Source organism: Rhodococcoides fascians NBRC 12155 = LMG 3623, assembly GCF_001894785.1.
Taxonomy (GTDB): domain Bacteria; phylum Actinomycetota; class Actinomycetes; order Mycobacteriales; family Mycobacteriaceae; genus Rhodococcoides; species Rhodococcoides fascians.
Window position 1 is genome coordinate 653,697 of sequence record NZ_BCWW01000003.1, and the last position, 26,708, is coordinate 680,404.

The window sequence follows — 26,708 nt, forward strand, 5'->3', positions numbered from 1 at the left end:
TCCGTAAGTTGTCGGTGCGGCGTTACGTCGCCGGCGCTTGTGTCACACTTCATACGGTGACCAGCCAGATGACCGTGCATGTCGAGCACACCGAGGCTCATCGAATTGCGGCCCGGATAGTGACGCCTCTCGGCAAAGAGGCTGTGGTGACCACCGCGTCGAATTACGAGTTGGACCATTCGGCGACTCCGTGGCTTCCTCCGATGCTGGTAGCGGGAATGCGAAAGAAGTGGAGTATCGCTTTCGACGGCCCGGTGGATTCGACGGCACTTCGAGGCGCTCCCGAGGCGCAGAAAGTGTTTCTCGACTGGTATCCCAGACGGTTTCATGGGATATCGGTATCGGCTGAACCTTCCGATGCACTGTCCGACGGCCGAGGGGTGGGTTGCTTCTTCAGTGGAGGCGTGGACAGCTTCTATTCGGCAATCACCCAATCCGATCGCATCACCCATTTGATATTCGTTCACGGTTTCGACATCTCCGCCGGGAACGAGGATTTGGCCTCTCGGGCACTGGCCAGTGCCCGAGACGCGGCCGCGGAGCTCGGCAAGCCGCTGATCGAGGTCAAGACCACGTTGAGGTCGGCGTTCGGAGACCGATTGCCGCTCGATTGGGGATACGACCTTCACGGAGCCGCCCTGGCTCACGTGGGGCTGGCGTTGTCGCAGCATGTGAGCACCGTCATGATTCCGTCGTCCAACAGTCGCTGGGATCTGCTGCCGTGGGGTTCCCATCCCGATCTGGACCCGCTGTGGTCGAGTAGCAGTGTCACGTTCGATCACCACGAGTTGGAGGTGAATCGGCTCGGCAAGCTCCGGCGGATAGGCCTGGACGAGACGGCGATGAAGCATCTACGGGTGTGCTGGGAGAATCGCGACGGTCGATTCAACTGCGGAGTGTGCTTCAAGTGCATCAGGACGAAGATCGGGTTGGCCGCTGCAGGTGCGGAGAGTGCTGCCCTTCCAGGACCCATCGATCTCCATGCGGTCAGGTCCTTGACGTTGACGAACCGTCAGTGCCACCACCTGCGAAACGGGCTTGCTGCCATGGAAGAGGCAGGCGTGACCGACGATGGTGTGGTTGCGGCAGTAGACACGGCGATCCGCCGACGGCGCTGGCGACAGGCTGCGTCGTATTTACGACGAGCACGATCGATATCCATCGGCCTCATACGTCGTCGCGTGAGCTGAGGCATTTCCGGCAATATGGCGGATTCGAACAACATTCGATTATTAACGGGAATCGAATTCTTTCGAACGTCTTATGAGCACCATTGACCCGAAACGGTCTTTTGGATTGCTTAGCGCCGATAATCGCGTCACGCTGCAGTTTTCGGCGCTCTGAGCTGGGGCTGCTTCTTCGGCTGACTTTAGTGTTCGCGTGGCTGATGTCGTATCTTTATACGCGTGCCTGCGCGTTCGGTAGGTGTCGAATTCAATCAGGGGATCGAAATGAACACTCTCAGTGTGGTAATTCCGGTGCTCGACGAGGTCGACCACATCGGCGAATGCTTGAATCTGCTGCTCGATCAGGGAAACTGCATAGACCGTATCGTCGTGGTGGACAACGGCTCGACCGACGGGACGCTCGATCTGGTCGAGACCCTGTGCGAGGTCAATGACAAGGTGCAGTTGGTGCACGAGCCGAATCGGGGCGTCGTGCATGCCCGGAACACAGGCTTCGATCTCGTGCAGTCGTCCATCATCGGCCGCATAGACGCCGATACGCGCGTCCGGCCCGGGTGGGCACGCTCCATCATCGAATTCTTCGGAGAGCACTCCACGGTTGCGGCAGCGGGCGGGCGAACCTACTTGTACGAGTCGCCGTGGGCCCGGCCTCTGGCGTGGCAACATGCTCGAGCGGAGCAGCGCGACCCGTCGGTGCGCAGCGCCTTGGCGGTATCGGGCAACAATTTCGCAATCCGCGCATCTGCTTGGCACGAGGTTCGGGATGTCGTCAGCGACAAGACCTGCGTGCACGAGGACATCGATCTGTGCTTGTCGTTGGTCGGCAAGAAGTTGCCGCTTGCTCAGAACGGCCGTATGAAGGCTGCGGTCTCCGGCCGGCGATCGGCTACCTCTCCGGTGAAGTACGTGAACTACGCGATCGCGGGCTACCGCTCCTACAAGGAGCACGGGCTCGCATCGGCCAAGCTGGCCCGGATCGTTGCGATCGATTGGCTCCTGCACACGCTGCGCTGGCCCATCTCGAGAATGTTCTCGGCGGTGCCCTCGCGCGCGCTACCCGTCGACGACCGTGCGCTCTCCGACGAACGGATGCGAGAGGCCGCGTGAACCTGCGCTCCCTGATCCCGACCTGGGCGAGCGACTCGTCGAACGTCAAGTGGGCCCTCTTTCAGATGCGTCAGGCAACCCTCGTGTCGGTGGCGAACCTGCCGTTCGTTCCGGCGGTACTGCGGGCGACCTTGCTGCGGCCGGCGGGAGTCCGGACGGACGGGCCGTGCTTGATATACGGCGGCGCGATGATCCAGGGTCGCGGGTCGGTACGGATGGGCACCGGGGTCTTCGTGAATTTCGGGTGCCACTTCGACACTGTTGCCGACATCGTGATCGGTGACGATGTGTTCCTGGCGGACCACGTTCGGATCATCACCAGTACCCATGACGTCGGACCGTCGTGGCGACGGGCAGGCTTGCTGCGGGGCGAGTCGGTCACCATCGGGCGAGGCACGTGGATCGGGTCCGGTGTGGTGATCATGCCCGGGGTCCGCATCGGTGAGGGATGCATCATCGGGGCGAACTCGTTGGTGACCAAGGATTGCGAACCGGACGCGGTGTACGTCGGCAGTCCAGCCGCTCGTCGCCGGGAGTTGAACGATCTACCCGACGCGCGAGCCATAGCGGGCGCGACGCCTGATTTCGAGAGCAATACTCTGACGAACGATCGATAAAGCGCTTGTCGATATCGACAAAAGGCTATTATCGATCCGAAATTGGACGACTTATTTCGTCGAATTGATGATGTAGCATCATCTGCGTCAGAGGCTCGGCACTCTTTGCATTCGCTTCGGAAATTGTCGAGCTACGCATTGCCAAAAAGGTGTCAGGGGTTGGCGTTGTGAACACTCTTTCTGTTGTTGTGCCCGCATTCGACGAACAGGCGCATTTGGGTGGATGCCTGGACGCTTTATTGGCGCAACGTGAACACATTCACGAAATAATCGTGGTGGACAACAATTCCACCGACGATACCGCCGGCGTGGTAGCGAGCTACAGCCGCCGGTTTCCGGAGATAGTTCTGGTCCGGGAGTCGAAGCGAGGCGTCGTTCATGCGCGCAACGCCGGTTTCGATCGGGCCGAAGGATCCATCATCGGACGTATCGATGCGGACACTCGGGTAGCTCCGGATTGGGCCGAGTCGATTCTGGATTTCTTCGACCGCAGACTGGACTACGCGGCGGTGACCGGGCCGATCTACCTGTACGACTCCCCGTGGGCTGCACCGTACGGCGCGTACGTGGACTACTCCACCAAGCGCAAACCCGACGAGTTACGGGTCTCGGCGGCCTCGGGTAACAACTTCGCCATTCGCCGCTCCGCTTGGGAAGCCGCCCGCGACCGCGTGAGTCTGCGTACCGACCTGCACGAGGATATCGATCTCTCGCTGTGCCTGTACCGCGTCGGTCTCCAGATCGCGCTGATCAAAACGATGTGCGTCGAGGTGTCCGGTCGGCGGCTGCTGACTCCGCCCCTCGAATATCGTCATTATGTGCTCAGTTCCTACCGAACATGGGCCCACCACGATTTGGCGAACAAGGCGCTGCGTCGACTGTTGATCGCGGACATGATTCTGCATACCGTGCATTGGCCGTTGACTCGAATTTTGTCCGGATGCGAGCCGCGAATTCTGCCGGTGTCGCATTCGAACGAGGGCGTGACATCGCAACAATATTCGTCACCTGTTCGCGATGGCGAATATGCCACCACGGCGTCGGCCGAGTGAATTCACGGCTGATTCGAGCGGTACGCGACGATTGTCCGATCGGTAGCGCCGATAGACTCGCTGTATCTGCTGCGCCCCCGGAACCGGCCCCACGGTTCGATACAGGCCCGCGTGATCGCCGACGCGGTGTTACTGTCTCGTAGTTCTTCGACCCGCGGGTATCCGAGAGTCGAGTCGGGGTGGGCCGGTCGGGCGGCCGTGTAGCAGGCGGGGGCGTGTCGTGCGCTTCGATGTTCGGACGTTCGTCGTCGGTCTTGCCGTGTCTCTGCTGACGGGACAGCTCGTCGGGACTGCGTCGGCGGACGTCGTCGTCGACAACCCCGTCCACTACGTCGCTCTGGGCGACTCCAGGGCCGCCGGGCCCGCGTGGTTGTCCTATGCCGGCGGAGACGGTTGTGGACGATCCGACGCGGCGTATCCGGCCATGATCGCGAGCGCACTGCACCCTGTGTCCTTCGCCAGCGTGGCGTGCACGGGGCGACGAGCGCACACGTCGTGTCCACGCCGCAGAGCACGTACACGCCACTGCCTCATCGTGTCCCGGTTCAGATCGATGCGCTGCGGCCTCATACGACGCTGGTGACCCTCTCGATAGGCGGCAACGACCTGAATTGGGCGCAGTTGATCGGGCCGTGCCTGCAACCTGTGCCGCAGGAAGATCCTCGGTGCCGGAACAACCCCGTGGTCCTCCAGGAGATCGATCAGAGGCTCGGGCAGCTGGGGCCGGTGTTGGACGGGGTCCTCGACGCCATTACGCAGCGTTCACCACTCGCCGTCGTCGTGCTGGTCGGTCACGGTGGTTACTTCGACCATCAGGGCTGTTTCCCGGACTCGAATCTGCACGGTGCCGACGCGGCGTTCGTGCAGGACTTCTTCGTCCGGTTCGATTCCGTGCTTCGAGACAGTGCCGTCAGGCATGGGGCGACATTCGTCGATGTGGCGGGGCCGGCCGTCGGCCACGACGCATGCGCACCGATTTCCGAGCGCTGGTTCACGGGCTCGATGACGTTCGGTCCGACACCGTTCTTGCATCCGACCCCGCTGGGCAGCGCTGCGATGGCGGGATTGGTGCTCGACGCAATCGGTCGGTGACGTCGCGTCGTCGGTCACAATGCGCGGGGACAAGACCCAGTGACACATCCTGTTGAACAAACGATCATCTGCGTACCGGTCGGCCCGGTAGATTGACGGGTTATATCGTGAACCGACGATCCGAGCGCTGGATCTGCCCCTGCAACTTCCATACGGAGTGTGAATGTCGTTCGAGATCGTCGACCTCCCCGAAACGTGGGTCGCCGGTCTCCCCGTTCGCAGTCCCAAACGAGCACTCGGGCGGTTGAACGATCCTGCCCTCAACCAGGCGTGGTCCGCCGTGCTCAATCAGGAGACTGCCGGACCGCTTGCGTCGATCTACACGGACTTCGCCCCTGGAATCGGATCGTACAATACACAGATAGTCGGTTACCAGTGCTCGTCGCTCGCGCAGGTGACGCGTGGGCATTTGATCGCAAAAGTGCCGTCTGCAAAATATGCCCGATTCTCCGCGGTGGGTTATTTTCCCGACGTTCTCACTCGATTGTGGAATCAGATCGATCACGCCGAGGAGAACGGGGAGATAGTGCGATCGTTCACCGGTGATTACGAGTGCTACCCGCACGCCTACAAAGTCGACCTGTATTTGGCCATCACGCAGCCCGGCGGTTCGTGATGAGCTTTCGGATCACCGCGCGCAGTGCCGAATTGTTCGGTGGGTTGGTGGCACCGCGGGTGGAGCCCGGTGCCGAGGCCAGTTGCAGCGAATGGATGGGATTCCTCCGAGATCGCGTGCGCGAGAAGAACATCGATGCCACGGAGGTGGCCACCGTGTATGTCCCCGATGCGCACGGCACCGTCAATGCACTCGTCGGTGTCCCGCTGGACTCGCCGAGTGACGTCGCTGTGGGAGATGTGTTCGTATCCATACCGACTGGTGTGTTTGCAGTGTTCGTGCCCAGTGGTGGTCTCGCGGATCCGATCGAAGACGTCTGGGCGCAAGTCGACGAATGCGTTCGATCCGGGACGCTATTCCGTGCTTACGCCGAGGAAGTAGAAGTCGTTACGAATGCTGGAGAAGTGGAACTTTTCGTTTCGATCGTTTTGTAAACGAGGTCTTCTTCATGTATTTGTCACTTTCGAATCACAAAATCGCCGACGAACCGGTTACTATTGGCGAGCGCTGACAAGCCCGTATAGGGAACGTGAATTCGAGTTCGTGGGTTCAGCACCCGGGAGCCAGCGCGGACCACAAGGTGTCGATGTCATCGCAGGATCGACTGAGCAGGGGTGTAGCAACATGGTGAGACAACTCAGGGCCGAAGCCACTCGCGCGGCGGCGCTGCGCGCTGCAGCAGATCTCTTCCTCGACGTCGGGCATGCCAATGCCACGCTGAGTCAGGTGTCGGCGCAGTCCGGCGTGACCAAGGGCGCGCTGTACTTCCATTTCGCGTCCAAGGAAGAACTCGCTCGCGCCATCGTCGACGAAGGTCACGAGCGCGTGTCCACGGCCTGCGCGGGGCTGGTGGACAGCCGCAGCCCAGCCCTCGAGTCCGTCATCGGAATCTCGTACTCGGTTCTCGAACTGGCAGCGTCGGATCCGCTCGTTCGTGTGATGTACAGGTTGCAGATGGAGATCGACGGGTCCGACACCGCTCGCGGAAGCGTGTTCGGCACCTGGGGCAACATCTTCGAGCATCTTTTCGAGCGGGCCATCGAGCACGGCGACGTCGCCGACCACCTGGACGCAGGCAACGCGGCGCTGCTGGTGTGCGAAATGCTGGCCGGAGTTCTGATGGTGTCCGAGGCGCAGTCGCGTCTGGAGGATGCGCCGTCGCGTATGGAGAAGGTGTGGAACACCGTGCTGCCGTCGTTGGTGCCTGCCGACAAGCTGGCCTACTTCCGCGAATTCGCAGCTCGCAGCCTCTCGAGCTTCGTGCGCGAGAACATCGATTCGAGCTCGGTCACCGTCTGACGTTCTCGTCGCCCGGGGTGCTTGCTGCACGCCGACGTGAGGCGCACACTGTGTGACATGGAACACAGGATGTCGGACAACGAGCTCCGGAAAGCGATCGGCACTCTGCAGCACCGCGCGGACGATGCGCGAAAGCGAGGTGCCGACGACGAGGCGACGCGTATCGAGAACACCGTCGCCGATTACCGAGACGAGATGTCGCAGAGATTGTGACGGCCCTGTCGGTCGTCACCGCGTAGGGTCGGAATCGACCTGACACGTGGCAACCGGTGGGGGAACAAGCTTCGATGGCTACATACGATCTGCGCGGCAAGAAGACGTTGATCACGGGAGCGGGCAGCGGAATCGGCCGGGCGACGGCCATCGCGGCTGCAGCTGTGGGAGCTGAACTGTTCCTGACCGACATCAACGCCTCCGGGCTTGCCGAGACCGTGGACCTGGTCGGTCGAGCGGGCGGAACGGTCAGCCACTCCTTGCCCTTCGACGTCTCCGATTTCGAAGCGGTCACCGCCTTCGCGGACGATATTCACGCCGAGTTCGGCAGCCTCGACGTCGTGATGAACGTCGCGGGCATCTCGGCGTGGGGCACCGTCGAGAATCTGGAGCATCGGCATTGGAAGTCCATGGTCGATGTCAATCTCATGGGTCCCATCCATGTCATCGAGAAATTCCTCCCGCCGATGATCGAGGCGGGCCGCGGTGGGCATCTGGTCAACGTCTCGTCCGCGGCGGGATTGATTCCTTTGCCCTGGCACGCTGCGTACAGCGCCAGCAAGTACGGCCTTCGTGGCGTGTCCGAAGTTCTTCGATACGACCTCAAACGTCACGGAATCGGCGTCAGCCTCGTCGTGCCCGGTGGGGTCAAGACCGGCCTGGTGCAGACGCTGCAGATCGCCGGTATCGATCGAGACGATCCTCGGGTGCAGAAGCTGCAGCACCGGTTCGAGAAGCGTGCTGTCGAACCGTCGGTCGTGGCCGATGCGATTCTCGCCGGTATCGCCAAACGCAAGTACCTCGTGTACTCCTCCAACGACATTCGCTTCGGTTACTGGATCTCGCGAAAGTTCGCGCCACCGTACGAGTTCGTGCTGCAACGAGCGAACGATCAGTTCTCCAAACTGCTCGAGCCGCGTCGCACCGACGGGGCGTCGAAGTCGACGTCCAGTGTGCGGGCACCGGGGCCGGAGTAGGAGAGCCGGTCGTGCGGGTTGGCCAGAGCGCAGCCGGCCAACGACAGACAACCACAGCCGATGCACCCGGTCAGATCGTCCCGTAAGCGAACCAACTGCTCGATACGCGAGTCCAGTTCGCGATGCCACCGCGTCGACAGCCTGGCCCAGTCCTCGCGGGTGGGCGTTCGCTCGTCCGGAAGTTCGCTCAACGCCTGACGGATGGTCGCGAGAGGGATTCCCACCTTCTGCGAGATACGAATGAACGCCACTCTGCGCAAAGTCTCGCGGTGAAACCTGCGCTGGTTGCCCGATGTTCGTCGACTGCTGATCAAGCCCTGCTTCTCGTAGAAATGCAACGCGGACACGGCGACGCCGCTGCGCTCCGACAGCTGGCCTGGAGTCAGTTCACGGACGTTCCACTCGGGCATCGGCACGACCTCGACATTACTTCAGGTCCGGATGCCAGCGCTGAACGACGAATGGGTTTACCGTTCGTTCATGAGCGTCGACTCCGCTGCGGGCCCGTTGGGAGCCAATTCCGAGGTAGGTGTGCTCCGCACTGTGATGCTGCACCGCCCGGGCGACGAGCTGCGGCGCCTGACTCCGAGAAACAACGACCAACTGCTGTTCGACGGATTGCCGTGGGTGGACCGGGCACAGGACGAGCACGATGCGTTCGCGGAGCTGCTGCGCAGCCGCGGCGTGACGGTGCTGCTGCTGGGCGAACTCCTCACCGAAGCGATGACGGTCAGCGGTGCCGCTCGGATGCAGGGCATCTCGGCTGCCGTCGACGCCCGCCGGCTCGGACGGGCGCTCGCCGAGGATCTCGCCCAGTACCTGCGCGGTATCCCGGCAGCCGAACTGGCCCAGATCCTGATGGCGGGCATGACATTCGACGAGTTGCTCGAAGCCGAGTCCGGTGAGGCCGAGCCCAGTGGTGCCTCGCTGGTTCGCCGCATGCATCACGGGGGCGACTTCGTCATCGATCCGCTGCCCAACCTGCTGTTCACCCGTGACTCGTCGTTCTGGATCGACAACCGAGTGGCGATCACCTCCCTGGCCTTGCCTGCGCGAGTACGGGAAACGTCGCTGACCGACTTGATCTACGCATTCCATCCCATGTTCAAAGGCGTGCGACGTGCGTACGAATCCCGTACCGCTCCGGTCGAAGGCGGTGACGTGTTGCTGCTCGCTCCTGGAGTGGTCGCGGTGGGTGTGGGGGAGCGCACCACCCCTGCGGGCGCAGAAGCGTTGGCACGCAGTCTCTTCGAGGACGATCTGGCGCACAGCGTGTTGGTGGTGCCGATCGCGCAGGAGCGTGCGTCCATGCATCTGGACACCGTCTGCACCATGGTCGACACCGACGCGGTCGTGATGTATCCGGCTATTCAGGACACGTTGTCCGCGTTCACGATTCACCGCGAGGATGCGGGCGTCAGTATTCGCGGTGCCGACCCGTTCCTCGAAGCCGCCGCCGATGCGATGGGAATCGGCAAACTCCGGTTGATCGACACCGGACTCGATCATGTGACCGCCGAACGCGAGCAATGGGACGACGGCAACAACACCCTCGCCATCTCCCCGGGGGTGGTCGTCGCCTACGAGCGCAACGTCGAGACCAATGCGCGGCTCGAGGCGTCGGGCATCGAGGTGTTGCGAATCTCCGGGTCCGAGTTGGGCTCGGGCCGGGGTGGCCCTCGGTGTATGTCGTGCCCGGTGTCGCGCGAAAGGCTCTGACGGACAGGCGTTTCTACAGGACGGCAAGGACCTTGTCGGAGGGGCGAGCCAGCACGGTTCCCTTGTCGGTGACCACGATCGGGCGTTCGATCAGAATGGGGTGCGCCGCCATCGCCGCGATCAAGGTCTCGTCGTCGGCCACCGCCAGTTCGAGTTCTTTATAGATGCTCTCGCGGGTGCGAACAGCCTGACGTGGTGCGAGTCCCGCGTCGGCGAGCAGCGTGCGGAGTTCGTCTTCGGTCGGCGGCGTCTCGAGGTACTTGACGACCTGGGGGACGATGCCCGCATCCTCGATCATCTTCAGAACGGTGCGGGAGGTGTTGCAGCGTGGGTTGTGATAGATGGTTGCGGCCCGGGTCATGTTTGCAATCCTGTCACGCGGGTAGCCAACGCGACAGATCACGTCAGGAACGGGAGTAGTCGCATGACCGACAAGCGCATTGTCATTGCAGGTGGGCACGGCCAGATCGCCCAACATCTCACGCAGGTTCTCACGGCGCACGGTGACCGCGCTGTGTCGCTCATTCGCAACAGCGATCACGTCGATGCCGTCACGGCCCTCGGTGCGCTGCCGCAGGTCATCGATCTGGAGTCTGCGTCCGTCGACGAGTTGGCCGACGTTCTCTCCGGTGCCGACGCAGTGGTGTTCGCGGCCGGTGCTGGTCCCAACAGCGGTCCCGAGCGCAAGGACACCGTCGACCGGGCCGGTGCGGTGTTGTTGGCCGATGCCGCCGAGAAGGCCGGCGTTCGCCGCTACGTGCTGATCAGTTCCTTCGGGGCCGGTGAGCCGGTCGCGGACGACCTCGACGAGGGATGGAAAGCATACATCCGGGCCAAAACTGCTGCAGAAGAAGATGTTTCGTCCCGCACGGGCTTGGATTGGACCGTTCTTCGCCCCGGCAAGCTGACCGACGAGGATGCGACGGACTCGGTTTCGCTCACCGAGCCTCCACTCGACCCCGGCGAGGTGACCCGTGCCGACGTGGCAGCGGTCGTCGCCCGTCTGATCGACACCGGCAGTGCTATCGGCAAAACGCTGATGCTCACATCCGGATCGACGTCCATCGCCGACGCTGTCGACGCGGTTCGATGAGGCGATCGTGCGCGTAAGCATCGATCCGTCGAACACGACCCCGGTGTTCGAGCAATTGCGGATGCAGATTCTGGGATTGGTGCGGTCCGGGGATCTCATCGCCGGAACAAAGATCCCCACGGTACGTGGGCTTGCCGAAGAGCTGAAGATCGCGCCGAACACGGTGGCGAAGACCTACCGGGAGCTCGAACAGCAGGGAATCATCGAGACGCGGGGTAGGTCCGGATCGTTCGTGGCGTCCGGCGGCGACCCGTCACGAGATATTGCAGCCAGGGCCGCAACGGAATTCGTCCGGGCCGTCAGATCTATCGGTCTCGACGACGACCAGGCGCGAACGTTCCTCGAAGCTGCTCTGAAAGGGGCAGGCGGCCGGTAAGTTGACGCTTCAACCTCCTTCTGTCAGGGTGGTGCTGCCCATTCAGCCGCGCCAGAAGGATGCCTATCAATGAACTCAACACTCGTCCGTGACGCCGTCGCCCTCGTAGCTCGTATCGGCCTGGGAGTCGTCTTCATCGCCCACGGGTGGCAGAAGCTCAATACCTTCGGCCTCGACGGCACCGCTGCCAGCTTCGAGGCGATGAACATTCCGGTACCCACGGCGTCTGCCTACTTCGCAACGTTCGTCGAGCTCATCGGCGGCGGCGCATTGGTTCTCGGCATCTTCACCCCGATCGCCGGTCTGCTGCTGTTCGCCGACATGTTGGGAGCTGCATTCCTCGTCCACTTCGAGCACGGGGTGTTCGCCACCGAGAACGGCTACGAGCTCGTCGTCGCTCTCGGCGTCGGCGCACTGATGCTCGCGGCGTTCGGTGCCGGTCGCATCAGCATCGACGGAATCACCAAGGGCAAGACCGCAATTCTGCAGTAGTCGGTAGCGATCCGGGTGGGGCTGTCAGCGCCAACTCGGTAACCACAATTGTTCCTGCCACATCTGCGGGGTGATCGGCATCGCGGTGAGGATCGGCCACAGCCACACGAAGTTGGCGATCACCACCGCGATGTACAGGCACACCAGAAGCAGTCCGGTACCGCGTCTCTCGGCCGAGGCGCTCGCTTTTCCGATGATGTCGCCCAGTACCAGTGCGAAGCCCATCACCATGAACGGCGCGAGCGCCACCGCATAGAAGTAGTACATCTGCCGGTCGAGGGTCGCGAACCAGGGCAACAGTGCGGCACCGTAACCGACGAGAACAGTGGCGTAGCGCCAATCTCGTCGTACCAGAACGGACCACAGCGTCCAGGCGAGCATCGGCAAAGCCAACCACCACATCGCGGGCGTACCGATCAGCATGATCGCCTTCACGCACGACGACGCCGAGCAACCCGACACGCTCTCGCCGTCGGCGAAGTAGTACAGCATGGGGCGTAGGCCCATCGGCCACGTCCACGGCTTGGATTCCCACGGGTGCCGATTACCTGCCGAATTGGTCAGTCCCTCATGGAAATCGAGCACACTGCCGCTGTAGTACCAGAGCGACCGCAGGGCACCGGGGACGAAGGAGAACGGTCCGCCGAATCCGATCCCGTTGCCAACCTCGTGTCGGTCGACACCGGTCTCGGAGGTGAACCACGCCCAGTACGTCATCAGGTACACGGCGATCGGAACGATCACCAGCGCGTACAGCGCGGGTCCGATGTCGCGCACCGCAGTTCCCCGCCACGGTCGGCGAACCCCGTACGAGCGACGAGCAGCCAGGTCGAACGCCACGCTCAGCAAGCCGAAGAACGCGATGAAATACAGACCCGACCACTTGGTGCCACATGCGAGACCCAGCATGACGCCGGCGCCGAAACGCCACCACCGCACACCCATTCGAGGGCCGAGATCGCTGACGTCCATGCGGCCCTCGGCTCGGACCGTCCACAGTCTCTTTCGCACGTCGTCGCGGTCGACGACCAGGCAACCCAGAGCAGCAGTGACGAACAGGGCCAGAAAGATGTCCAGCATGCCGATGCGGCTGCTGACGAACGTCACACCGTCGACGATGAGCAGAATGCCTGCGATCGCACCGATGAGCGTCGAGTGGGTGAGGCGTCGGACGATGCGAATCACCAGCAGTACCAACAGCGTTCCGGCGACCGCGGACGAAAAACGCCATCCCCAACCGTTGTAGCCGAACAACGCCTCGCCGACGGCGATCAGCTGCTTGCCGACCGGCGGGTGCACCACCAGTCCGTAGGCCGGATTGTCCTCGAGCCCGCCGCCGGTGAGCACCTGATAACCCTGCGGTGCGTAGTGCTTCTCGTCGAACACCGGCGTTCCGGCGTCGGTGGGGTACCGCAACATCGTGAAGCGGGTGATCGCACAGATGGCGGTGACGACGAGGGTGACGATCCAGCCGCGTCGTACATCGGTGTCGTGGAACCAGTCGCGCGCGGCAACAGTGGGCCCGGGACTGACCATCGACCGGTCGCCGGAGCGCTCAGAGGTCAGCAAGGTCACGTACCGATCGTAGGCGGTGTTCCGGAGTGGGCGGCAGGCCGCTGCACCGCATGGGAGACACTGGAGACATGCTCATCCTTGCTGCCACCCCGATGGGAGACGTCGGAGATGCCTCGCAGCGCCTGCGTGATGCCCTCGGTAGTGCCGATGTCGTGGCCGCCGAAGACACCCGACGCACCAAACAACTGGCGTCCTCCCTCGGCGTGACGATCGGGGGCAGGGTCGTCAGTTTCTACGACCAGGTCGAAACGGCGCGGCTACCCGCACTGGTCGAGGCCGTCGCCGAGGGAAAGACCGTACTGCTGGTGACCGACGCGGGCATGCCGTCGGTGAGCGATCCGGGCTACCGGTTGGTCGCGGCCTGCGTCGACGCCGACCTGCCGGTGACCTGCCTGCCCGGACCGTCGGCCGTCACGACCGCCCTCGCACTGTCGGGGCTGCCGGTGGAGCGCTTCTGCTTCGACGGATTCGCCCCGCGCAAGCAGGGACAGCGGCGCACGTATTTCCAGTCGGTGCTCGCCGAACCGCGTGCCATCGTCTTCTTCGAGGCCCCGCATCGGCTCGTCGCGTGTCTCGAGGACGCGGTGCACGTTCTCGGCCCCGACCGCCGCGCTGCGGTGTGCCGAGAGCTCACCAAGACCTACGAGGAGGTCCGCCGCGGCGGACTGGGGGAGCTGCTCGACTGGGCACGTGACGGAGTGCGCGGTGAGATCACCGTCGTACTCGAAGGAGCGGTCGCCGTCGCCGAGGAACCCGAGGATCTCGTGGCCGAGGTGGAATCGCTGGTGGCGTCGGGCATGCGGTTGAAGGACGCCTGCGCTCAGGTGGCCGTCGCAGGCGTGTCCAAGCGCGAGGTGTACGAGGCCGTTCTCGCTGCCCGCAAGGATCAGTGAGGCTCAGCCCACCACGTGCTGGCGTAGCCCTTCGGTCGCTGCCTCGAGAATGGTCTTGGTGCCCTTCTTGACGAGGAAGCCGGGCAGGGGAGCCTTCGGGTCGACGGTCAGCTCGAATTCGACGTGCGTCCCGTTACCCTTGGGCGTCAACGTGTATCGGCCTTCCTGGGCCTTCTGCTGGGTGCTCTCCACCAAGCTCCACGACACCTCGTTCTCGCTCCAGGTGTACTGGACCAATTGCTCGTCGTTGATACCGATGATCGAGACCTTCATCTTGACGTGGTTCGGCCGACCGTCGTCGAAGCGGTCGACCACCTCGCACTTCTTGTGCACGGGAGACCACGAGGGGATGCCTTCGACATCGGCGAGGACGTCGAGAATTTTCGCTGCGTCCGCCTCGATGTCGACGGACTTGTTCACTGTGACTGCCATGGGGAGAAGGTATCTCAGCTTTCTGTACTGGGGCTGACGTTACGGGCGAACTCGCCGATGGCGCGTAGTGCGCGACGCGCTTCGGGAACGAAATCGGCGGCCTGGAACACGTGCACCTGATCCTCAAAGACCTGTAGTTCGCAGTCGACGCCGGCGACGGCGAGGCGCTCCGCCATGAGTTCGGCGTCGGCATAGACCATTTCGGTCGATCCGACCTGGATCAGCACCGGCGGCAGGCCGGCGAGATCACCGTCGACCGGTGAGACCCGAGGGCCGCGTTCACCTTCGATGACGATCCGTGCGTCGACCCGATCGGCGAGGGCGGTCAGTGCGGGAACGGCGTTGGACGGAAACACCGAACACTTCTTGGCGTTCTCGTGAGTCAGCTTGCCGGTGGGATCCATGTCGGTCAGCGGCGACATCGTGAAGATGCCGGCAGGTGCCGGAAGGCCGACGGTACGCAGAGCCAAGGTGACCATGAAAGCGAGATATCCGCCCGCCGAATCCCCGCCCATGATGATCTGGTCCGGGCGATAGCCGGAATCGAGGAGGAAGCGGTAGGCGTCGACCCCGTCCTCGACGGCGTGTGCGATCGGGTTACGCGGCATCATGCGGTAATTCACCGACAGAACTGCGCCGTCGACGCTCTTGGAGACGCGTGACGTCATCCGCCGATGAGTCCGCAGTCCACAGCACACGAAGGCGCCGCCGTGCATGTACAGAACGACACGATCGGTTCCGCTGCCCTCGGCCCGAATCCATTCGGCCTCGCATTCGGAGAGCATGACGCGACTGCGGGTGGTGCCGCTGATCTGGGGGACGAGCAGACCCGCGTAATCGACCAAACCCATCGGCCACGGCAGCGACGGTGCCTGAGCCCACACCGTCAGGAACGGGCGCACGGTGAACTGCAGGTATTTGGACAGGATCTGCGACTGCAGGCTTGCTCCGCGGATATCGCGGCGGCGCGCAGTGGCTGCCGCGTCGGACGTTTTCACTACGGTGAGCGCCGGATTCATAGCCGTCGCCTCCATCCCCGTTGGCTGTTGCAGGGCGCGTGTGCGCCGTGCGTCGGATCCCCGTTCTGTTTGGAACCCCTGGTAACGGACAATAGCGGGTGGGATTTCGTAAGCGCACGTAAGGTCGTGTTCTGAGTCACATTCGGTGCCGTACCGTGACATAAAACAAATGGAAAAAGGACAGCTCATGGCACTCATGCCCATCACCGAATCGATGTTTCTGATCGCCGAATCGCGGGAGCACCCGATGCACGTGGGCGGACTGGAGTTGTTCGTACCGCCCGGCGATCCGCACGAGTTCGCACAGGAAGTGCATCGCAAGTTCACCACTGGTGAAGTGCACGAGCTGTTCCGCAAGCGGCCGGCCCGCCCGGTGCAGATCATGGGAACTCTCGCGTGGGCTTTCGATCAGGACGTCGACTTCGAGTACCACGTCAGGCGCGCTGTCTTGCCCTCGCCGGGACGCATCCGCGAGCTGTTCCAGTTTCTCTCGCTCAATCACAGTGCCCCGCTCGATCGCTACCGGCCGATGTGGGAACTGCACATCATCGAGGGTCTGGCCGACGGCCGAGTTGCGTTGTACACCAAGGTGCATCACTCGCTGGTCGACGGCGTCAGCGCGCTGAAGCTCATGCAGCGCACACTCTCGACGGACCCCGAGGATCGCAGCGGAGTGGCGACCTGGGACCCGTCGTTGTTCGGTCGCGGCAGAAAGAAGGTCGACAAGGCCGAGCCCGGGCGGCTGGCGCAACTGGGCAGCGGCCTGTCCATGGGACGCAAGATTGCCGGCGACCTGGTGGACTTCGCCCCTGCCTCCGCGCGAATAGGGTTGCGCGCGTTGAAGAAAGAAGGCGCACAGCTACCGCTGCGGGCACCGCGGACAATGTTCAACGTGCCCATCGGCGGCGCTCGACGCTTCGCGGCGGAGAGCTGGTCGATCGAGCGTATTCGTAAGGTCGGTACCGCTCTCGATGCAACGCTGAACGACATGGTGCTCGCGATGTGCGCCGGAGCGTTGCGTGCCTACCTCATCGATCAGAACGCGCTCCCCGAGGAGCCACTGATCGCCATGGTGCCGGTCTCGCTGCGCAAGGAGGGTGACAGCAAGGACGCCGGTAACTCCGTGACGACCATTCTGTGCAACCTGGGGACCGACGAATCCGATCCACTGCTTCGCCTCGAACGCATCAAGGAGTCCACCGTCCGAGGCAAGCAGATGATGGGGGAGCTCAACACCCTCGAGGCGCTTGCCGTCGGTGCAATCACCATGGCCCCGTTGTTGTTCGGGCCGGTGCCGGGATTCGTCGACTACACCCCGCCGCCGTTCAACGTGATCATCTCCAACGTGCCGGGTTCCAAAGAAGACCTCTACTGGAACGGTGCGAAACTCGACGGCATCTACCCGGCGTCCATCGTGTGCGACGGGCAGGCGCTCAACATCACCGTCGCCAGCAACGGCGATTCGCTGAACTTCGGGCTCATCGGCTGCCGACGCAGTGTGCCGCACCTGCAGCGGATGCTCACGCATCTGGAGAACACGTTGGAGGAGCTCGAAAAGGCGGCGTAGCCCCATGTGAGTGGAACCTCGTAGTGGGCTACGAAGTTCCACTCACAAGGGCTTACTTCTCCTCGTACTTGGGGAACACCGGCGTCGGGGCCGGGAGAGCGGTGCCGGGCACCGAACGTGTTGCGATGTCGGCGAATTCGCGGTTCGAAGCCCCGAGCAGGTCGAGGATGCGCGACGCGGAATCGGGCATGACGGGTTGAGCAAGGATGCTCACGATGCGCAACACCTCGATCGTCACGTACAGCACGGTGGCCATGCGATCGGGGTCGGTCTTGCGCAGCACCCATGGCTGCTGCAGCGAGAAGTAGCGGTTGGTCTCGCCGAGTACCGACCAGATCGCTTCGAGTGCGGAATGGATTGCCTGCACGTCGAATTCGCGGCGGCAGATCTCCAGCAGCGCGTCCGCGCGGGCCAGCATCGCCTCGTCCTCGGCGGTGAATGCACCCGGTGTCGGGAGCTGTCCTTCGAGGTTCTTCGCCACCATCGTCAGCGAACGCTGCGCGAGGTTGCCCAGTTCGTTGGACAGGTCGGCATTGACGCGGGCGACGATTGCCTCGTGGCTGTAGCTGCCGTCCTGCCCGAACGAGACCTCGCGGAGAAAGAAGAAGCGCACCGGATCGAGGCCGTAGTTCTCCACCAACGAGTCGGGGGTCAGCACGTTGCCCAGAGACTTGGACATCTTCTCGCCCTTGACATTCAAGAACCCGTGCACGAACACCCGCTTGGGTAGCTCGATGCCTGCGGACATCAGGAATGCAGGCCAGTAGACGGTGTGGAACCTCGTGATGTCCTTGCCGATGACGTGCAGATCGGCGGGCCAGAACCTCCGGTACGCCTCCGAGTCGGTCTCGGGGAAACCCGCACCGGTGAGGTAGTTGGTCAACGCGTCGACCCACACGTACATCACGTGCGCGGGATCGCCGGGTACCGGCACACCCCAGTCGAATGTGGTCCGAGAGATCGACAGGTCGCGCAGACCGCCCTTGACGAAGTTCACGATCTCGTTGCGGCGCGTGTTCGGCGCGATGAAATCGGGCGACGCGTCGTACATCTCGAGCAGTTTGTCCTGGTACTGCGAGAGCCGGAAGAAGTACGACGACTCCTCGGTCCACTCGACGGGCGTGTTCGTCTCGGTCGCGACGCGGGAGCCGTCCTCGGTCAGGGTGGTCTCGGCCTCGGTGTAGAACGCCTCGTCGCGGACCGAGTACCAGCCGGAGTAGGAGTCGAGGTAGATGTCGCCGTTCGCCTCCATCCGTCGCCACAGTTCCTGGCTGGCGGCATGGTGGTCGGCATCGGTGGTGCGGATGAAGCGGCCGTAGGAGCTCTGCAGCAGATCGTGCGCCGCCTGGAAGGCGTCGGAATTGCGCGCCGCGAGCTCGCGGACGTCGATGCCCTCGTTCTGCGCGGTCTGCTGCATCTTGAGGCCGTGCTCGTCGGTTCCCGTCAGAAAACGCACGTCGTAGCCATCGAGGCGCTTAAAGCGCGCGATCGTGTCGGTGGCGATGTATTCGTACGCGTGCCCGATGTGGGGTGCTCCGTTGGGGTACGCGATTGCCGTGGTGACGTAGAAGGGTGGCCGTGAGGCATCAGCTGGCGCAGTCATGGTGCGCCTACTCTATCCAGCGTGAGTAGAGAACGTCCCGCGCCACCGCTGCCCGATGCCGTCGGCACCCTCGTCGACGCCCACACCCACCTCGATGCCTGCGGAGCGACCGATGCCGCGAGCGTGGCCGCGATCGTCGATCGCGCCGAGTCGGTGGGGGTCACCCGGGTTGTCACGATCGCCGACGACCTCGACGCCGCGCGCTTCGCCGTCGACGCTGCATCCTGGGATCCACGGGTGTGGGCGGCGGTCGCGATCCATCCCACCCGCGCGAACGTGCTCGACGACGCAGCGAAGGCCGAGATCGAACGACTCGCGGCCGATCCCCGCGTCGTCGCTATCGGCGAAACGGGTCTGGACTACTACTGGCCCGGCAAGCTCGACGACTGTGCGACGGTCGCGGAGCAGCACGAGGGATTTCGCTGGCACATCGATCTCGCCAAGCGCCTCGGGAAGCCGCTGATGATCCACAACCGCGAGGCCGACGAGGATCTGCTCGCGGTCCTGGTCGCCGAGGGCGCTCCGGAGACGGTCATCTTCCACTGCTTCTCCGGCGGGCCCGAGACCGCCAAGGCCTGCGTCGACGCCGGTTACGTTCTCAGCTTCTCGGGGACGGTCAGTTTCAAGAACGCGCATGCGCTGCGTGAGGCCGCAGTGCTGGTGCCCGACGAGCTGGTGCTGGTGGAAACGGATGCTCCGTTTCTCACGCCGCATCCGTTTCGCGGTGCACCCAACGAGCCGTACTGCCTGCCGTACACCGCCCGGGCACTGGCCGAGGTTCGTGGCCAGGACCCGGCCGAACTGGCGGCGCATGCCACGGCGAATGCCGAGCGGGTGTACGGGCTGTAGCTCCTTGGGTTGCGGCGGAGGTACTAATTCGTTACCGTACCGTGACCGAACTCGGGCGTTTCGACCCCGAAGTCACGCTTGCAACCGCCAGGAATACGAAACTTGTCGACTATCAGACGCCTCAACTCCGCTCGTTCGACCACGCTCTACCTGGTCATCGCGGCCCTGTTGATGACGCTGGTCGCCGGGGGCGTGATGGCGGTGAGCCGTCACAAAACCGTGACCATCGACGTCGACGGCGACATGATTTCGCTGAGCACGATGAAGACCGACGTCAACAGCGCTCTCGTCGATGCCGGCTACACGCCGTCGGACAAGGATCTGGTCGTTCCCGCGCCCGACTCCGGGCTGAGTGACGGCGACACCGTCGTGCTGCGCCGCGCTCGCGAGATCACCCTGAACGTCGACGGCAAGCCGGAGGAGATCTGGACCACCGCGTTGACGGTCGAGGAAGCTCTGCAGCAGACGGGCCTCGCCGAGGACGTCCACGTGTCGGCGTCTCGCTCCGAGCGGTTGCCCCTCGACGGCACCGAACTGGACGTGGCCCTGCCCAAGCAGGTCTCGCTGGTCGACGGAGGCAGTCCGGCAACGCCGGTGACGCTCGCCGCTCCGACCGTGCGCGAATTCCTCGAAGCAGCGGGCAAGCCATTGGAAGAGGCCGACACCGTGTCGCCGGATCCGGATGCCGCCGTCACCGACGGTGCCGAGATCGTCGTCACGCGCGACCGGACCGTCACCAAGACCGAGACCACCGACACCGATGCCCCGGAACAGCGCATCGAAGATCCGACGATGAACATGAGCAAGACCGTCGTCGAGAACCCCGGCGCTCCCGGCGTCTCCGACATCACCTGGAAGATCAACATGGTCAACGGGGTCGAGGCCGGACGCGAGAAGATCGACGAAGTGGTCAAGGTGCCGGCGCAGCCGAAGACCGTTCGAGTCGGAGCCAAGCCCGGCACCGAGGTCCCACCCGTGGAGAACGGTGCGATCTGGGACGCGCTTGCTCAATGCGAGGCAACCGGCAACTGGGCCATCAACACCGGCAACGGTTTCTACGGCGGCGTGCAATTCGACCAGAACACCTGGGAACGCCAGGGCGGCCTCAAATACGCACCGCGCGCCGACCTCGCCACCCGCGAAGAACAGATCGCCATCGCATCGGTGACGCAGAAGTCGCAGGGCTGGGGCGCATGGCCGGCATGCACCTCGCGTCTGGGTTACCGCTGATCACCTGCCCGCCCGTAGAGTTCGCACCGTGTCCGAACATGTGAGGGGAGCTGCGGCTCTGCTCGGTCCTGCCGAAGTCCGCTCTCTCGCTGCCGAGCTCGACGTGCGTCCCACCAAACAACTCGGCCAGAACTTCGTGCACGACGCCAACACCGTGCGACGCATCGTCGCTTCCGCCGGTGTCGGACCTCAGGACACCGTCCTCGAAGTCGGTCCCGGCCTCGGATCGTTGACTCTCGCTCTGCTCGATGTGGCCGACGCCGTTGTCGCGGTCGAGATCGACCCCAAGCTCGCGACCCGGCTGCCCATCACGGTGGCCGACCGCGCCCCCACCCTCGCCGAACGGTTGACGGTCATCGAAGCCGACGCGTTGCGCGTACGGGCCGAGGACATTCCCGGACACCCGACGGCATTGGTGGCGAACCTGCCGTACAACGTCGCGGTGCCTGTGCTCATTCACCTGTTTTCGGAGCTACCCAGCCTGCGGGTGGCCGTGGTGATGGTCCAGGCCGAGGTTGCCGATCGCCTCGCCGCGGTACCGGGAAGCAAGATCTACGGCATTCCCAGCGTCAAGGCCCGATTCTTCGGTGACGTCAAACGGGCCGGGGCAGTAGGCCGTTCGGTGTTCTGGCCGGTTCCCAAAGTGGAATCGGGGCTGGTGCGCATCGATCGATACGCCGAGCCGCCGTGGCCGACCGACACTGCACACCGGAAGTCGGTATTCGCCGTCATCGACGCCTCATTCGCCCAGCGCCGCAAGACTTTACGAGCAGCCCTCGCAGGGTGGGCCGGATCACCCGTCGCCGCGGAGCGCAGACTCCGTGAGGCCGGAATCGATCCCACGGCCCGCGGCGAAACCATCGACGCGGCTGCGTTCGTTCGCCTGGCGGCTACCGAGGCCTGACGTCTCGTCCTTACAGGTGAATGTCCGACAGTCGCGTCAGTTCGGTCCACTTCGACGCCTCGGCGCGTGCCGCTGCAACAGGTGCGTACCGGTCGGCCTCGGTGAGACTTCCCAGCTCCAAGCCGGTCGCCGACGCGATGTCTGCTACCGGAACCTGATACGTGCGGTACGGGCCGAGCGGTGAGGGATCGGTCTCGACCCGAAGCGGCTTGTCGAGAATCGGGTCGAGTGACGGCGACTGATCGAGCACGTATCCGGTGCACGCCGGTGCCAAATCCTGGGACCACGCGGCAATCTTGAAGAAGCGACGCGGAATGGCAATGCCTCGGTAGATCGGATCGTCGTCGGCGAAGATGCAGCCACTGAACACCGAGAGTCGTTGCCCGTACTGCTCGGCATGGCCCAGTACGTAATCCTCGAGCCCCAGCCACAGAGTTTTCGATTGGTTCAGAGTGGCCGTCTGCGGAGCGCACACCGTGTAGTGGAAGGTATCCGCATTGGCGCGCGTCGCGACCGACAGCTCGCCCCACACCGGATCTCGTCGGCGAACGAGATGCCCACGGTCGAGGTCGTTGTTCGAGTACAACTCGTTCCCCGCCTGCTGCGCTGCCGGAAGCCGCTCGTCCAGACGCCAATCATCGCCTCGCTCCAGGTCTTTCAGACTCGAGCCGTCGATGTTCACGCCGGTGACCGCGGCGAGGCGTCGGGCAGGATCCATGGACACCGAGAAATGCGTGTACGGAAGAACCACCAGGCCTGCTCGACCCGGCAGCGGAACGTCGATGTCGGCCAGGAAGGTCGGGTCGAAACCGAGTGGGGTCGTCATGGACCCATTGACTCACGCGTCGGTTACCGGAGGGTGAACCGCGGCGAGGTATCGCCGTTCGAGGGCCGCATGACGCGCGGCGACCACGCGGCATTCCTCTTTCAGTTCCGGCGGGTCGAGCACGGTGAAGTCGGTGTCGAAGGCCGCCAGCCAGCGGGCGATCGACGGCAGTGAGTCTCCCGAGAGCACCACCGCACACGAGGTGTCGTCGATGGATTCGATTGTTCCCCAGTGCTCGTCGACCATCGGGGCGATCGTCTCGATCGGCGCATGCAAACGAATGCGCGCCTGAACCTGGGTGAACGCGCGATCGATTCCCTTCGAGACGAACGCCGCCGCCCCGCCTGCAGGCAACTCTCGCGGGGTAAACCGAGGACCCGTCGGGATCTTCGGAATCAGGCGATCCACTCGATACGATCGCCAATCCTGGCGCAGCACATCCCAACCCAGCAGATACCACCGCGCTCCCGCCCGAACCAAGCTGTAGGGCTCCACCTCGCGCCGAGACTCCGAACCGTCGTGCTTGCGGTAGTCGAATCTCAGTCGCTCGTGACCGTGGCACACCGCAGCCACCGTCGACAACACCGCCGCATCCACCGCAGACCGCGGGGTGTGCTCCACCACGTCGATACGGAGGGCGTCGAGCCGATGCCGGATGCGCGACGGCATCACCTGCCGCAGCTTCGTCAACGCACGCAACGACGCCTCGCCGATCCCCGCCACCGACCCACCGGCCGCCGACTGCAAACCGAACGCCACCGCCAACGCCTCGTCGTCGTCGAGCAGTAGCGGGGGCATCTCGGCACCAGGCCCCAACTGATAGCCGCCGCCGACGCCCGGCGTCGCATTGACCGGATAACCGATATCGCGCAACTTGTCGACATCGCGCCGCAGCGTGCGAGGCGTCACGTCGAGCCGTTCCGCCAGCTCTGCACCCGCCCAATCGCGCCGGGTCTGCAGAAGCGACAACAGCCGCAACAGCCGGGCCGAGGTTTCCTTCATATCCACACAATGCCACCGAATGCGGACACCTTCGGTCCTCTTTACTCTCTCTTGCCGCCACCGAAGTCCACTCAACGTGACATTGACCCCCGAAAAGTCCACCGAACGTGACATTGAGTACCCCCAGGTGGGCCGCCTGATGGTGAACCCGGCCCCTGTTTCTCCACTACTGTGGTTAAACGTGCTGTCTGTCGTTCCCACGCCCGTTGTCGTTCGGGCCCCGTCGAAGGTGAATCTGCATCTTTCGGTCGGTGACCTGCGTCCCGACGGCTTTCACGAGTTGACGACGGTTTTCCAGGCGCTGTCTCTCTCCGACGAGTTGTCGGTCGTTCCGGCGAAGGCGTTGTCGGTTCGGGTGCGCGGCGACGACGCGAAGGTCGTTCCGACGGATTCGCGGAACCTGGTCTGGAAGGCCGCCGAGTTGTTGGGCCGTCGGGTCGGGCGCGAGCCGTCGGTGGAGATCACCATCGACAAGGGCATTCCGGTCGCCGGCGGCATGGCGGGCGGTAGTGCCGATGCTGCCGCGACGTTGGTTGCGCTCAACGCGATGTGGCATCTCGAACTCTCGCGTGACGAGCTCGACGAGGTGGCGGCCGAACTCGGTAGCGATGTGCCGTTCTCGTTGCACGGTGGGACTGCCGTCGGTACCGGCCGCGGTGAGAAGTTGCTTCCGGTGCTCTCGCGTAACAACTTTCATTGGGTTCTGGCTCTGGCGAAGGGTGGTCTGCAGACCCCTGCCGTGTACGGCGAGCTCGATCAGTTGCGGGCCAAGGGCGATCCGCCCAGGCTCGGCGGCACCGAGGATCTGATGCATGCCCTCGCGTCGGGTGATGCGCGGGCCCTCGCCCCGCTGTTGGGCAACGATCTGCAAGCCGCTGCGGTCTCGCTGATGCCGCAGTTGCGTCGCACACTGAGAGCGGGTGTCACTGCGGGTGCGTTGGCGGGCATCGTGTCCGGCTCGGGCCCCACGTGTGCGTTCCTGTGCGCCGACGCCGATGCGGCGGTGTCGGTGAGCGCTGAATTGTCCGGTGCAGGCGTGTGCCGCACCGTCCGTGTTGCGAGTGGACCGGTTCCCGGTGCTCGTGTGGTCACTAGTGAATCGAATGGTTTTTCCTGATGGTCAATCTCGTCAATCTCGAAAACGTCAGTAAGTCCTTCGGCGTCAAGCCTCTGCTCGACGGCGTCTCCCTCGGTGTGCAGGAGGGCGAACGCATCGGCATGGTCGGCCTCAACGGCGGTGGCAAGACCACCACCCTCGAGGTTCTCGCCGGCATCGAACCCCCCGATTCGGGACGCGTCAGCCGCGTCAACGGACTGCGGATGGCCGTCGTCACTCAGCGTGGTGTGTTGCCGCCCGGGTCGACGGTCGGTCAGGTGGTGCTCGATCCGCTCGGGATGGCCGAGCACGAGTGGGCCGGTGATTCCCGGGTACGAAACATTTTGACCGGCATCGGTATTGCCGACCTGGGTCCGGCCGGTAGCTCCGGACTGGACGCGCCGATCGACAACCTCTCCGGTGGTGAGCGTCGACGAGTCGCCTTGGCAGCAGCCCTCGTTCAGGATCTGGATCTGTTGGTGCTCGACGAGCCCACCAACCACCTCGACGTCGAGGGGGTGCAGTGGCTGGCCGCGCACCTGGTGAGCCGTCGGAGCGCGCTACTGGTCGTCACGCACGATCGGTGGTTCCTCGACACCGTCGCCAATCAGACGTGGGAGGTCGTCGGGGGTGGTATCGAAACCTACGAGGGTGGCTACAACGATTGGGTCTTCGCGCGTGCAGAGCGCTCCCGTCAGGCCGACGCATCCGAGGAGCGGCGTCGCAACCTCGCCCGCAAGGAACTCGCATGGCTGCGCCGCGGTGCTCCCGCGCGAACGTCCAAGCCCAAATACCGCATCGAGGCCGCCGAGGCATTGATTGCCGACGTACCGCCGCCTCGTGACTCCGTCGCGCTGTCCTCCTTTGCGCAGCGCCGTCTGGGCAAGGTCGTCATCGAACTCGAGGACGCGCGCCTGGAAACTCCCGACGGCCGTGAGCTGGTCAAGGACTTCACGTGGCGTCTGGCTCCCGGCGAGCGCGTCGGTCTCGTCGGCGTCAACGGCTCGGGTAAGACGACGATGCTGCGTACGCTCGCCGGTGAACTGCAGCCCGCTTCGGGCAAGCGCATCCAGGGCCAGACCGTCAAGATCGGGTGGCTGAAGCAGGAATTGGACGACCTACCCAAGAAGCTGCGTGTCCTCGACGCGGTCAAGGAGGTGGCCGAGCGGATCACGTTGGGCGACAAGGAGATTTCTGCCGGGCAGCTCGCGGAAAGGCTGGGCTTCACTCCCGCTCGCCAGCGCACGCCGGTCGGAGATCTGTCCGGTGGCGAACGCCGTCGCCTGCAGTTGACGCGAGTCCTGATGGCCGAGCCGAACGTGCTGTTGCTCGACGAGCCGACCAACGACCTGGACATCGACACCCTGCAACAGCTCGAGGACATCCTGGACGGCTGGGCGGGCACGCTCGTCGTCATCAGTCACGACCGGTACCTGATCGAGCGCATCTGTGACTCGACGTGGGCACTGTTCGGTGACGGCAAGCTCACCAACCTGCCCGGCGGCATCGAGGATTACCTGCGCAGGCGGGCCGTCCTCGCCGCCGACGCGACGCCGGACTCGTTGACCACCGGCGGGGTGCCGCGGAAGGCAACCCGTGATGCGGCTTCGGAGCGCGCGGCCCGTAAGGAACTCAGCAAGCTCGAGAAGCTCGTCATTCGCCTGTCCAAGCGGGAGACCGAACTGCACGCCGAACTCGCCGAGGCTGCCACTGCGCCGGACAAGCTCGTGGCCCTCGACACCGAACTCAAGCAGGTCCTCGCCGACAAGGACGTCGCCGAGGAACGCTGGATGGAATTGGCCGCCGAGTTGGAGTAGAGGGCTTCGCCCATGTGAGTGGTTGAGTAGAGCCTGCGCCATGTGAGTGGTAACT

30 protein-coding genes are annotated in these 26,708 nt (G+C 63.9%); 22 read left to right on the forward strand and 8 right to left on the reverse strand.

Features of this window, described 5'->3' with window-relative positions; all coding sequences use genetic code 11:
* Positions 1 to 56: 56 nt before the first annotated feature.
* The 11 genes from RFA01S_RS10890 (at position 57) to RFA01S_RS10930 (ending at position 8,160) form a co-directional block, all read left to right on the forward strand.
* Positions 57 to 1,190, forward strand: a complete 1,134-nt coding sequence (locus RFA01S_RS10890) for a hypothetical protein (RefSeq protein ID WP_174557237.1) — start codon at positions 57 to 59, stop codon at positions 1,188 to 1,190.
* 261 nt (positions 1,191 to 1,451) lie between these two features.
* A complete protein-coding gene (locus RFA01S_RS10895; protein WP_094714916.1) occupies positions 1,452 to 2,294 on the forward strand; it encodes a glycosyltransferase family 2 protein in 843 nt (280 codons plus the stop codon).
* Positions 2,291 to 2,911 (forward strand): acyltransferase, encoded by a 621-nt coding sequence (locus tag RFA01S_RS10900; RefSeq protein WP_235580006.1) that lies wholly within the window; start codon positions 2,291 to 2,293, stop codon positions 2,909 to 2,911. The genes RFA01S_RS10895 and RFA01S_RS10900 overlap by 4 nt, the downstream gene beginning before the upstream one ends.
* Before the next feature lie 167 nt (positions 2,912 to 3,078).
* On the forward strand, positions 3,079 to 3,963 hold the full coding sequence (locus tag RFA01S_RS10905; RefSeq protein WP_162182895.1) for a glycosyltransferase family 2 protein: 885 nt from the start codon (positions 3,079 to 3,081) through the stop codon (positions 3,961 to 3,963).
* A 220-nt stretch (positions 3,964 to 4,183) separates the two neighbouring features.
* Positions 4,184 to 4,546: a hypothetical protein gene (locus tag RFA01S_RS27730; RefSeq protein ID WP_052060761.1), complete on the forward strand. Its 363-nt coding sequence runs from the start codon at positions 4,184 to 4,186 to the stop codon at positions 4,544 to 4,546.
* On the forward strand, positions 4,459 to 5,055 hold the full coding sequence (locus tag RFA01S_RS10910; RefSeq protein ID WP_238325132.1) for an SGNH/GDSL hydrolase family protein: 597 nt from the start codon (positions 4,459 to 4,461) through the stop codon (positions 5,053 to 5,055). Before RFA01S_RS27730 ends, RFA01S_RS10910 begins: the two co-directional genes overlap by 88 nt.
* A 163-nt stretch (positions 5,056 to 5,218) precedes the next feature.
* Positions 5,219 to 5,671 carry a GyrI-like domain-containing protein gene (locus tag RFA01S_RS10915; protein WP_032407575.1) on the forward strand — a complete coding sequence of 151 codons (453 nt, stop codon included), beginning with the start codon at positions 5,219 to 5,221 and terminating at the stop codon, positions 5,669 to 5,671.
* 116 nt (positions 5,672 to 5,787) lie between these two features.
* The gene (locus RFA01S_RS10920; protein ID WP_230597453.1) at positions 5,788 to 6,105 is read left to right on the forward strand and encodes a GyrI-like domain-containing protein; all 318 of its coding nucleotides are present in this window, start codon (positions 5,788 to 5,790) and stop codon (positions 6,103 to 6,105) included.
* A gap of 190 nt (positions 6,106 to 6,295) precedes the next feature.
* Positions 6,296 to 6,970, forward strand: coding sequence for a ScbR family autoregulator-binding transcription factor (locus RFA01S_RS10925; RefSeq protein ID WP_027496059.1), 675 nt, complete (start codon positions 6,296 to 6,298; stop codon positions 6,968 to 6,970).
* Between the two features lie 57 nt (positions 6,971 to 7,027).
* The gene (locus RFA01S_RS27735) at positions 7,028 to 7,183 is read left to right on the forward strand and encodes a hypothetical protein (protein WP_167329154.1); all 156 of its coding nucleotides are present in this window, start codon (positions 7,028 to 7,030) and stop codon (positions 7,181 to 7,183) included.
* A gap of 74 nt (positions 7,184 to 7,257) precedes the next feature.
* A complete protein-coding gene (locus RFA01S_RS10930) occupies positions 7,258 to 8,160 on the forward strand; it encodes an SDR family oxidoreductase (RefSeq protein WP_032407705.1) in 903 nt (300 codons plus the stop codon).
* Here RFA01S_RS10930 and soxR read toward each other — a convergent pair.
* Positions 8,076 to 8,576, reverse strand: coding sequence for a redox-sensitive transcriptional activator SoxR (gene soxR / locus RFA01S_RS10935; protein WP_027496060.1), 501 nt, complete (start codon positions 8,574 to 8,576; stop codon positions 8,076 to 8,078). The two genes, RFA01S_RS10930 and soxR, sit on opposite strands and share 85 nt — an antisense overlap.
* A 64-nt stretch (positions 8,577 to 8,640) precedes the next feature.
* On the opposite strand from soxR, the gene RFA01S_RS10940 reads away from it, so the two are divergent.
* On the forward strand, positions 8,641 to 9,879 hold the full coding sequence (locus RFA01S_RS10940; RefSeq protein WP_027496061.1) for an arginine deiminase: 1,239 nt from the start codon (positions 8,641 to 8,643) through the stop codon (positions 9,877 to 9,879).
* Positions 9,880 to 9,892: 13 nt separating this feature from the next.
* Here the strand turns inward: RFA01S_RS10940 and arsC are convergent, their stop codons facing one another.
* Entirely contained in the window at positions 9,893 to 10,240 is a 348-nt protein-coding gene (gene arsC, locus RFA01S_RS10945; RefSeq protein WP_032407574.1) for an arsenate reductase (glutaredoxin), read from the reverse strand.
* Between the two features lie 63 nt (positions 10,241 to 10,303).
* On the opposite strand from arsC, the gene RFA01S_RS10950 reads away from it, so the two are divergent.
* From RFA01S_RS10950 to RFA01S_RS10960, 3 genes are all read left to right on the forward strand, one after another.
* Entirely contained in the window at positions 10,304 to 10,972 is a 669-nt protein-coding gene (locus RFA01S_RS10950) for an SDR family oxidoreductase (protein ID WP_032385673.1), read from the forward strand.
* A 7-nt stretch (positions 10,973 to 10,979) separates the two neighbouring features.
* Positions 10,980 to 11,348, forward strand: a complete 369-nt coding sequence (locus tag RFA01S_RS10955; RefSeq protein ID WP_027496064.1) for a GntR family transcriptional regulator — start codon at positions 10,980 to 10,982, stop codon at positions 11,346 to 11,348.
* Positions 11,349 to 11,417: 69 nt separating this feature from the next.
* The gene (locus tag RFA01S_RS10960) at positions 11,418 to 11,840 is read left to right on the forward strand and encodes a DoxX family protein (protein WP_032407573.1); all 423 of its coding nucleotides are present in this window, start codon (positions 11,418 to 11,420) and stop codon (positions 11,838 to 11,840) included.
* Between the two features lie 24 nt (positions 11,841 to 11,864).
* Here the strand turns inward: RFA01S_RS10960 and RFA01S_RS10965 are convergent, their stop codons facing one another.
* Positions 11,865 to 13,376 carry a dolichyl-phosphate-mannose--protein mannosyltransferase gene (locus tag RFA01S_RS10965; RefSeq protein WP_032364169.1) on the reverse strand — a complete coding sequence of 504 codons (1,512 nt, stop codon included), beginning with the start codon at positions 13,374 to 13,376 and terminating at the stop codon, positions 11,865 to 11,867.
* 107 nt (positions 13,377 to 13,483) lie between these two features.
* Here RFA01S_RS10965 and rsmI point away from each other — a divergent pair, with 107 nt between their 5' ends.
* Complete coding sequence (gene rsmI, locus RFA01S_RS10970; protein ID WP_027496067.1) at positions 13,484 to 14,308, forward strand: 16S rRNA (cytidine(1402)-2'-O)-methyltransferase; 825 nt, start codon at positions 13,484 to 13,486, stop codon at positions 14,306 to 14,308.
* 3 nt (positions 14,309 to 14,311) lie between these two features.
* On the opposite strand, the gene RFA01S_RS10975 is transcribed toward rsmI, so the two are convergent.
* Together RFA01S_RS10975 and RFA01S_RS10980 are read right to left on the reverse strand one after the other, a co-directional pair.
* On the reverse strand, positions 14,312 to 14,740 hold the full coding sequence (locus tag RFA01S_RS10975; protein WP_032407572.1) for an SRPBCC family protein: 429 nt from the start codon (positions 14,738 to 14,740) through the stop codon (positions 14,312 to 14,314).
* Between the two features lie 14 nt (positions 14,741 to 14,754).
* The gene (locus tag RFA01S_RS10980; RefSeq protein ID WP_048319455.1) at positions 14,755 to 15,759 is read right to left on the reverse strand and encodes an alpha/beta hydrolase; all 1,005 of its coding nucleotides are present in this window, start codon (positions 15,757 to 15,759) and stop codon (positions 14,755 to 14,757) included.
* Positions 15,760 to 15,946: 187 nt separating this feature from the next.
* On the opposite strand from RFA01S_RS10980, the gene RFA01S_RS10985 reads away from it, so the two are divergent.
* Positions 15,947 to 17,326, forward strand: coding sequence for a WS/DGAT/MGAT family O-acyltransferase (locus RFA01S_RS10985; RefSeq protein WP_027496070.1), 1,380 nt, complete (start codon positions 15,947 to 15,949; stop codon positions 17,324 to 17,326).
* 52 nt (positions 17,327 to 17,378) lie between these two features.
* Here the strand turns inward: RFA01S_RS10985 and metG are convergent, their stop codons facing one another.
* A complete protein-coding gene (gene metG, locus RFA01S_RS10990; protein WP_032407571.1) occupies positions 17,379 to 18,929 on the reverse strand; it encodes a methionine--tRNA ligase in 1,551 nt (516 codons plus the stop codon).
* A gap of 21 nt (positions 18,930 to 18,950) precedes the next feature.
* Here metG and RFA01S_RS10995 point away from each other — a divergent pair, with 21 nt between their 5' ends.
* From RFA01S_RS10995 to rsmA, 3 genes are all read left to right on the forward strand, one after another.
* Entirely contained in the window at positions 18,951 to 19,778 is an 828-nt protein-coding gene (locus tag RFA01S_RS10995) for a TatD family hydrolase (protein ID WP_032371220.1), read from the forward strand.
* Between the two features lie 102 nt (positions 19,779 to 19,880).
* Positions 19,881 to 21,008: a resuscitation-promoting factor gene (locus tag RFA01S_RS11000; RefSeq protein ID WP_027496073.1), complete on the forward strand. Its 1,128-nt coding sequence runs from the start codon at positions 19,881 to 19,883 to the stop codon at positions 21,006 to 21,008.
* Positions 21,009 to 21,036: 28 nt separating this feature from the next.
* Complete coding sequence (rsmA, locus tag RFA01S_RS11005; protein ID WP_032407570.1) at positions 21,037 to 21,912, forward strand: 16S rRNA (adenine(1518)-N(6)/adenine(1519)-N(6))-dimethyltransferase RsmA; 876 nt, start codon at positions 21,037 to 21,039, stop codon at positions 21,910 to 21,912.
* A gap of 10 nt (positions 21,913 to 21,922) precedes the next feature.
* Here the strand turns inward: rsmA and RFA01S_RS11010 are convergent, their stop codons facing one another.
* Positions 21,923 to 22,738, reverse strand: a complete 816-nt coding sequence (locus tag RFA01S_RS11010) for a DNA/RNA non-specific endonuclease (protein WP_032407569.1) — start codon at positions 22,736 to 22,738, stop codon at positions 21,923 to 21,925.
* 12 nt (positions 22,739 to 22,750) lie between these two features.
* Positions 22,751 to 23,740, reverse strand: a complete 990-nt coding sequence (locus tag RFA01S_RS11015; RefSeq protein WP_032407568.1) for a helix-turn-helix transcriptional regulator — start codon at positions 23,738 to 23,740, stop codon at positions 22,751 to 22,753.
* Between the two features lie 181 nt (positions 23,741 to 23,921).
* Here RFA01S_RS11015 and RFA01S_RS11020 point away from each other — a divergent pair, with 181 nt between their 5' ends.
* Complete coding sequence (locus RFA01S_RS11020; protein WP_032371216.1) at positions 23,922 to 24,857, forward strand: 4-(cytidine 5'-diphospho)-2-C-methyl-D-erythritol kinase; 936 nt, start codon at positions 23,922 to 23,924, stop codon at positions 24,855 to 24,857.
* Positions 24,857 to 26,653 carry an ABC-F family ATP-binding cassette domain-containing protein gene (locus RFA01S_RS11025; RefSeq protein ID WP_032401069.1) on the forward strand — a complete coding sequence of 599 codons (1,797 nt, stop codon included), beginning with the start codon at positions 24,857 to 24,859 and terminating at the stop codon, positions 26,651 to 26,653. The genes RFA01S_RS11020 and RFA01S_RS11025 overlap by 1 nt, the downstream gene beginning before the upstream one ends.
* The last annotated feature ends 55 nt before the right edge of the window (positions 26,654 to 26,708 follow it).